Here is a 7,021-nt window from a genome sequence, read left to right on the forward strand (position 1 = left end):
ACACCGGAGGATCCCCGCATGGCCGAGCTCACCCGTCGTCACGTCGTCGTCGTCGCGGGAGGGATCTCCCACGAGCGGGACGTGTCCCTCCGCTCGGGCCGACGGGTCGCCGACTCGCTGACCGGCTACGGCTGGCAGGTCGACCTCCGTGACGCCGACGCCATGCTCCTGCCTGCACTCGGCAAGGAGCGCCCGGACGTCGTGTGGCCGGCCCTGCACGGCGCCTCCGGTGAGGACGGAGCCCTGCGGGGCGTCCTGGAGGCTCTGGACATCCCGTTCGTCGGCTCGCGTTCCACGTCGGCTCGGCTGGCATGGGACAAGCCCACGGCTTCGGCGCTGGTCGCCCGCGCCGGCGTCCGGACGCCGAGGTCGGTGACGCTGTCCCACGACGTGTTCCGCGAGCTCGGTGCCGTCGGGGTGCTCGAGGCCATCGCCGCCGAGCACCCGGTGCCGCTCGCGGTGAAGCCCGCTCGGGGCGGCAGCGCCCAGGGAGTCACGCTCGTCGACGACGTGCACGACCTGCCCCGCGCGATGGTGGCGGCCTACACCTACTGCGACGACGTCGTGATCGAGCAGCTCATCCGCGGCACCGAGGTCGCGATCGGCATCATCGACACCGGCGACGGTCCCGCGGCACTGTCCGCGGTGGAGATCGTCCCTCGCAACGGCATCTACGGGTTCGAGGCCCGGTACAACGCGGGGGAGACCACCTTCTACACGCCAGCTCGCCTGCCCGAGGAACACGCCGCGGCAGCCGCCGAGGCAGCGGTGGCAGCGCACCGCGCGCTGGGTCTGCGCCACCTGTCCCGTGTCGACCTGATCATCGACGCCGCCGGCACCCCATGGTTCCTCGAGGCGAACGTCCTCCCCGGGCTCACGGAGACGTCGCTCCTGCCGCAGGCGCTCTCCGCGTCGGGCTTCGACCTCGGTTGGACGTACGCCGAGCTGGCCGAGCAGGCCATCCGCGACCACCACTCCTGACCCAACGGTGTTCCACGTGGAACACCGACACAGCGCGAGGGCTTGGCGCGGCATCGTCCAGCGTGCCGAGAAGCGCACCCGCGGTCCGCGCTCGTGTTCCACGTGGAACACGCATCCATCGCTCGGATGGTCTCTGCGCTCAGCGGCGCTGTGCCGCCCGAAATCCCGCCGAGCGGGCACGAGGCCCCCGCGGAGCGTCCGCACCGCCCAGGAGCCCACTCAGGCGCTGCGTGGCACCACAGAGCCGAGCGGCGCTCCGGGTTGGAGCGCAAACCGGCCGTGCGCCTGCCGTCGCGCACCAATCGACGCGATCAAAACTCCTCAACGGTGCATGCGCCCAATCCATCGCGGCGCAGACATCATCCAAGACGTTTCGCCGGCACCTGTCGACAGGGACAGCGCGGCACAGCCTCGGGGCCCGTGCAGCACGATCGCCTGGCCTGCGCACGGGGAAGCGTTTCACGTGGAACACCGCCCGCGGCGAGAGCGGCGAGAGCGGCGAAGGCGGCGGGATCGCTGAGACGTCGCGCCGACGCCTCAGCTCGAGACGTCGCTGATGCCCAGCTCTCCGAGGATCCGGTTCAGGTCGTCGCCGTTCGCGAAGTCAATCGTCACCGAGCTCTTGCGCGCACCGACGGCGATCTTGACCCGGGTGTTGAGCCGGTCGCCGATCCGCTCGGCCAGGTCGTCGAAGTGCGCCTGCCGCTTGTTCGGCTGCGTGACCTGCTTCGGCGGGGTCTTCGACGACAGCTGCTGAGCGATGGCCTCCGCCGCACGGACGGACAGGTCCTCGTTCACGATCTTCTCAGCGAGGTACTCCATCGCCTCGGCATCCGGAGCGGCGAGGATGGCACGAGCGTGCCCGGCAGACAGCACACCTGCAGCGACTCGACGCTGCACGGGGGAGGGGAGCCGCAGCAGACGGATGGTGTTCGTGATCTGCGGGCGCGAGCGGCCGATCCGCTGCCCGAGCTGCTCCTGGGTGATCCCGAAGTCGGCGAGGAGCTGTTGGTACGCCGACGCCTCTTCCAGCGGGTTGAGCTGCGCGCGGTGCAGGTTCTCGAGGAGCGCGTCCCGGAGCATGGCGTCGTCCGGTGTGTCCTTGACGATCGCCGGGATCGTGCTCAGCCCGAGTTCCTTCGTCGCACGCAGACGCCGCTCACCCATGATGAGCTCGTACTGCGGCTCCGTCCCGGTGGCGCCCGCGATCGGGCGGACGACGATGGGCTGGAGCACACCGATCTCGCGGATCGAGTGCACGAGTTCCTGGAGCTCCTCTTCGCGGAACTCCTTGCGGGGCTGCTGCGCGTTCGGCACGACGTCGAGCGGGTTGAGGTTGGCGAGACGCGCACCCGGCACGGCCACCAGTTCATCGGCCGTCGGTGCCGCGGACGGCGATGCCGGCGATCCACCGGTGGGGAAGAAGACGTCGACCGGACGGTCCTGCTGCTCCGTCGCGGTCGGGATGAGTGCGCCGATACCGCGGCCGAGGCCGGTTCGCTTGGGTGCCATCAGTGCTTCGCTCCTCGTGCTGCGATCTCGGCGGCCGCTTCCAGGTAGGAGAGCGACCCGGTGGAGTTCACGTCGTACGCCACGACGCTCTGCCCGTAGCTCGGGGCCTCGCTGACGCGGACGGATCGGGGGATCATCGCCTGCAGGACCTGGCTGCCGAAGTGCTCCCGGACGTCGTTCGCCACCTGGTTCGACAGGTTCGTGCGGCTGTCGTACATCGTGAGCAGGATCGTGGAGACCCGGAGCTTCGGGTTGAGGTGCCGCTCGATGAGTTCGATGTTCCGCAGTAGCTGGCTCAGCCCTTCGAGCGCGTAGTACTCGCACTGGATCGGGATGAGGACCTCTTGCGCGGCGACGAACGCGTTGATTGTGAGGAGTCCGAGAGACGGCGGGCAGTCGATGAAGACGTAGTGGTACGGCTCGTCGAGCGACTGCAGGTACATCTCGAGGGCGGTCCGCAGCCGCTGCTCACGAGCGACCAGGGAGACCAACTCGATCTCGGCCCCGGCCAGGTGGATGGTCGCCGGCACGCACCACAGGGTGTCCGACTCGGGGGAGGCCTGCACGGTGTCCGCCATCGGAGCCTCGTCGACGATGACGTCGTAGATGCTTGCAACCTCGGCCTGGTGATCCACACCGAGCGCAGTCGAAGCGTTCCCCTGCGGGTCGAGGTCGATCACCAGCACGCGCGCACCGCCGTGGGCGAGCCCCGCGGCGAGGTTGACCGTCGTCGTCGTCTTGCCGACGCCGCCCTTCTGGTTCGAGACGGTGATGATCCGGGTCTCGGAGGGCAGCGGGAACTGCTGTGTTGCGATCGCCCGTCGACGACGGTTCAGGTCGGCGATCTCTCGGGCGAGTGGCGTCGATGCGTCGTAGTTGGTCGATGAACTCAACGAGTGCCTCTTCCCCGGTTCAGTGTTTCACGTGGAACGCGGGGCCACTGGCGGCCGGATGAACCGACCCGCGCCGCAGCGTCAGTCAACTGTAGCCCGGAAGACCCGCGTGGTCTCGGTGACCACACCGTCCCCGAGCTCGAGTACCTCGACATCAGCGAGGCGCTTCCGGAGGATCACCTTCCGCGCCTTCTCGATCTCCTCGTCGACCCGCGCACCCTTCATGAGGATGAGCTGCCCGCCGGACCGCGCGAGCGGCACCGTGAGCGGGATGAGCTTCGAGAGCGCACTCACCGCCCGTGCTGTGACCTGGTCGGCAACGATGTCGTCCGCGACGTCCTCAGCTCGGCCGCGGACCACGGTGACGTTCTCGAGCCCGAGGCGGTCGGCCTCGCTCCGGAGCCAGTCGGTCCGGCGCTCCATCGGTTCGATGAGCGAGAACTCGACGTCCGGACGGGCGATCGCGAGCACGAGGCCGGGGAGGCCGGCTCCGGAGCCGACGTCGGCAACGCGGCCACGGGCCTCCAGGAGGGGTGCCAGCAGAGCGGAATTGAGGATGTGTCGCGTCCACAGCCGGGGGAGCTCAAGCGGGCCGATCAAGCCCAGCTCCTCGCCTCGGCGAGCGAGCTCGTTCGTGAACGAACGTGCGAGGTCGATGCGGTCGCCGAAGAGCGTGATCGCGGCGGCGGGCTCGACCTCGAGCGCCGGCGCCTCCTCGGTGGGGACGGGTGCGTCCGTCATCGGGTGACGACCGTGTGGCGGTCCCGACCCTCGCCCTCGGACTCGGAGTGGAAGCCCTTCTCGGCCACCAGGTCGTGCACCAGCTTGCGCTCGTACGACGACATCGGGGGGAGTGCCGCGGTCGCCGAGCCAGCCTCGATGCGCTCCACGGCCGTGTCGACCAGGCGCTGCAGCTCCTCGGCGCGGGCGTCCCGCGACCCGCCGACGTCCAGGATGAGTCGGCTGAACTCGCCGGTCTCCGCCTGCACGGCGATGCGGGTGAGCTCCTGCAGCGCCGTCACGGTGTCCGGCTTGGACAGCACGCGAAGCGCCTCGCCGTCGTCCGTGACCGACAGGTACACGCGGCCGCCGCGCTCCTCGATCTCCAGGTCGCCGTCGAGGTCGCAGATGTCGAGGAGTTCCTCGATGTAGTCCGCAGCGATGTCCGCTTCGTCGCGGGCGTCCTCGGCCTCGGTGGTGTCGACGGCCGCGGCGGTGTCCTGCTCGGTCACTTACTTCTTCCCGTTCTTCTTCGAGCGCTGCTTGCCGACCGGCTGCTGACGCTGGGTGGTCACGCGCACGGCCTCGATCTCCGCCGCACCGGCACCGGCACCGGCCTCGGCGAGCACCGGGGTCGCGGTTCCGCGACGCTGGGCCTTCTTCGCCAGGCGCGCCTCACGCGCGAGCGCTGCCTCGGAGCCGGGGGTCGGCATGCTGCGGATGACGAAGTACTGCTGCGCCATCGTCCAGACGTTCGAGGCGAGCCAGTAGAACATGACGCCGAGGGGGAAGCTCAGGCCCGAGATGATGAAGACCAGCGGGAGGATGTACAGCATCATCTTCTGCTGGCGGTACATCGGAGACTCCTTGGTCTCCGGCGACATGTTCTTCGCGACGAGCTGCAGCTGCGTGATGAACTGCGAGGCGGTCATCACGACGATCATGACGCCCGCGATGACGCGGACCTCCCACCCGGAGGCGTTCGTGAAGGTCTCGTGCAGCGGTGCCCCGAACAGGGCCGCGTTGCCGAACGACGCCGCGAGGTCGTTCGTGAGCAGACCGATGCCCTTCTGGTTGATCTGTGCCTCGTGCAGCACGGAGTACAGCGAGAAGAAGATCGGCATCTGCAGCAGCAGCGGCAGGCAGGAGCTCAGCGGGTTGGTCCCGGTCTCCTTGTAGAGCGCCATGGTCTCGCGGCTCATGGCCTCACGCGAGAACTGGTCCTTCTTGCCCTTGTACTTGTCCTGGATCTTCTTGAGCTGCGGCGCGACCTCGAGCATGCGGCGCTGCGACTTGATCTGCCGCACGAAGATCGGGATGAGCGCGGCACGGACCACGAACGTCAGGAAGATGATCGAGAGGACCCACGTCACGCCCGCGCCGGGGTCCATGCCGATGGTCTCGAAGATCCAGTGGAAGCCGACGAGGATGGCCGAGACCACCCATTTGAGTGGCCAGAGGATCGTGTTGATGATCACCATGGGGACGGCTACGCCTTTCGAGTGCGCTGGGGGAGCAGGACCGGCCGGGCCGTTCCGACCGCGGGGTGCGGCTGCTGCGGGATCGGCGCGAGGACGAACCCGAACCGGTTGACGACGAAGGGGCGACGGCGTTCCTGCACGTCGTCGATGCCACCTGCAGCCCAGGGGTTGCAGCGGGCGATGCGCCAGGCGCCCTTGGCGGTCCCGCGTACGACGCCGTACTGCTGGATCGCTTCGAGGGCGTACCGGGAGCACGACGGGTGGTAGCGGCAGACGTTGCCGTACAGCGGGGAGATCACCGCACGGTAGGCCCGGAGCACGACGACGCACGCGTTGCGTGGGAGCAACGCGACGACCCAGGCCAGCCGGGTCCACAGAGTGCGGTTCATGCTGCCTTCTCCACCCCGCGCGCGAAGGAGCGCGTGACGTCTTCGAGCAGGGTAGGCCATCCGGCCTGCGATGCGGCTGGCAGTACGCGGACCACCACGTCGAACCCCTCGGGGGCTCCGACGAGCAGGTCGTGGGCGATCGCCTTGCACCGCCGTCTGATCAGGTTCCGGGTCACGGCGTTGCCCACCGTCTTCGCGACGATGAAGCCGAACCGCGTCGGGCCGCGGTGGTCCGCCGGCTGACGGACCACGGACACGACGACGTGCGCCGTGGCGCTCTTGCGACCACGACGCACGACGTTCCGGTAGTCGTCCCCGCGGACGATGCGGTTGGCGCTGGCCAACACTGCGACGCCGGGGTCAGACCGAGGACCGGATCAGGCGGAAGAGGCTGATCAGGCCGAGAGCTCGGTGCGGCCCTTGGCGCGACGCGCCGACAGGATGGCGCGGCCGGCACGCGTCCGCATGCGGAGGCGGAAGCCGTGCTTCTTGGCGCGACGACGGTTGTTCGGCTGGAAGGTGCGCTTGCTCATGATGTTCTCCACACGGCTGCTCGCGGCGAGCCGTCACGTACGTGTAGCCGTCCGGGTGTCGAACGGCGCAGATGGGCGCGACCGAACGGCCGCAGTCAACTGGTTAACGGTACGTGACGGGGACGGGCAGGTCAAACCCCGCCTGACCGCCCGGTGGCCCCGACCACCGGTGGCGGTCGCCCGAGGCGATTCTCCACATTGGGGAGAACTTCCGTTCGGTGCGGTCGCGTCCGGTCCTTTACAGTGGGGGGATCGATCGGCTCTCCGGCCCGGTACGACAGGGAAGTACTCCTGTCGGAGGACACGGAGCCATCGTGGACAAGACTGTGGACAACCCTGTGGGAACCTCCGCGGCGACGGAGCGACGACGAAGCCCCAGGAGCCACCGACGAACCGCCGGCGACGACCCGGTCCGAGTGCGGTCGCCCAGGACGCCACACCATGTCCGACCCCGCAGGGCGCACCCTCGCCCGGCAGCGAACGCACGACACGACCCTGGAGACGAGCGCGAC

At 69.0% G+C, this 7,021-nt stretch carries 9 protein-coding genes; 1 reads left to right on the top strand and 8 read right to left on the bottom strand.

Annotated features, from left to right (window positions below; translation table 11 throughout):
• The first annotated feature begins 18 nt into the window (after positions 1-18).
• The gene (locus I8920_RS15645; RefSeq protein WP_198657174.1) at positions 19-981 is read left to right on the top strand and encodes a D-alanine--D-alanine ligase family protein; all 963 of its coding nucleotides are present in this window, start codon (positions 19-21) and stop codon (positions 979-981) included.
• A 537-nt stretch (positions 982-1,518) separates the two neighbouring features.
• Here the strand turns inward: I8920_RS15645 and I8920_RS15650 are convergent.
• The 8 genes from I8920_RS15650 to rpmH all read right to left on the bottom strand — a co-directional run bounded on the left by I8920_RS15650 (position 1,519) and on the right by rpmH (position 6,509).
• On the bottom strand, positions 1,519-2,493 hold the full coding sequence (locus I8920_RS15650; RefSeq protein ID WP_198657175.1) for a ParB/RepB/Spo0J family partition protein: 975 nt from the start codon (positions 2,491-2,493) through the stop codon (positions 1,519-1,521).
• Positions 2,493-3,386 carry a ParA family protein gene (locus tag I8920_RS15655; RefSeq protein ID WP_269802230.1) on the bottom strand — a complete coding sequence of 298 codons (894 nt, stop codon included), beginning with the start codon at positions 3,384-3,386 and terminating at the stop codon, positions 2,493-2,495. Before I8920_RS15655 ends, I8920_RS15650 begins: the two co-directional genes overlap by 1 nt.
• 81 nt (positions 3,387-3,467) lie before the next feature.
• The gene (rsmG, locus tag I8920_RS15660) at positions 3,468-4,127 is read right to left on the bottom strand and encodes a 16S rRNA (guanine(527)-N(7))-methyltransferase RsmG (protein WP_198657176.1); all 660 of its coding nucleotides are present in this window, start codon (positions 4,125-4,127) and stop codon (positions 3,468-3,470) included.
• Positions 4,124-4,618 carry a Jag family protein gene (locus tag I8920_RS15665; protein WP_198657177.1) on the bottom strand — a complete coding sequence of 165 codons (495 nt, stop codon included), beginning with the start codon at positions 4,616-4,618 and terminating at the stop codon, positions 4,124-4,126. The genes rsmG and I8920_RS15665 overlap by 4 nt, the downstream gene beginning before the upstream one ends.
• The gene (gene yidC, locus I8920_RS15670; RefSeq protein WP_198657178.1) at positions 4,619-5,587 is read right to left on the bottom strand and encodes a membrane protein insertase YidC; all 969 of its coding nucleotides are present in this window, start codon (positions 5,585-5,587) and stop codon (positions 4,619-4,621) included.
• Positions 5,588-5,595: 8 nt separating this feature from the next.
• On the bottom strand, positions 5,596-5,976 hold the full coding sequence (gene yidD, locus I8920_RS15675; RefSeq protein WP_198657179.1) for a membrane protein insertion efficiency factor YidD: 381 nt from the start codon (positions 5,974-5,976) through the stop codon (positions 5,596-5,598).
• Positions 5,973-6,323, bottom strand: coding sequence for a ribonuclease P protein component (gene rnpA, locus I8920_RS15680; RefSeq protein WP_198657180.1), 351 nt, complete (start codon positions 6,321-6,323; stop codon positions 5,973-5,975). Before rnpA ends, yidD begins: the two co-directional genes overlap by 4 nt.
• A gap of 48 nt (positions 6,324-6,371) precedes the next feature.
• Positions 6,372-6,509, bottom strand: coding sequence for a 50S ribosomal protein L34 (gene rpmH / locus I8920_RS15685; RefSeq protein WP_022889115.1), 138 nt, complete (start codon positions 6,507-6,509; stop codon positions 6,372-6,374).
• Positions 6,510-7,021 lie beyond the last annotated feature (512 nt).

This window comes from Curtobacterium sp. YC1, assembly GCF_016267665.1.
Classification (GTDB): Bacteria; Actinomycetota; Actinomycetes; order Actinomycetales; family Microbacteriaceae; genus Curtobacterium.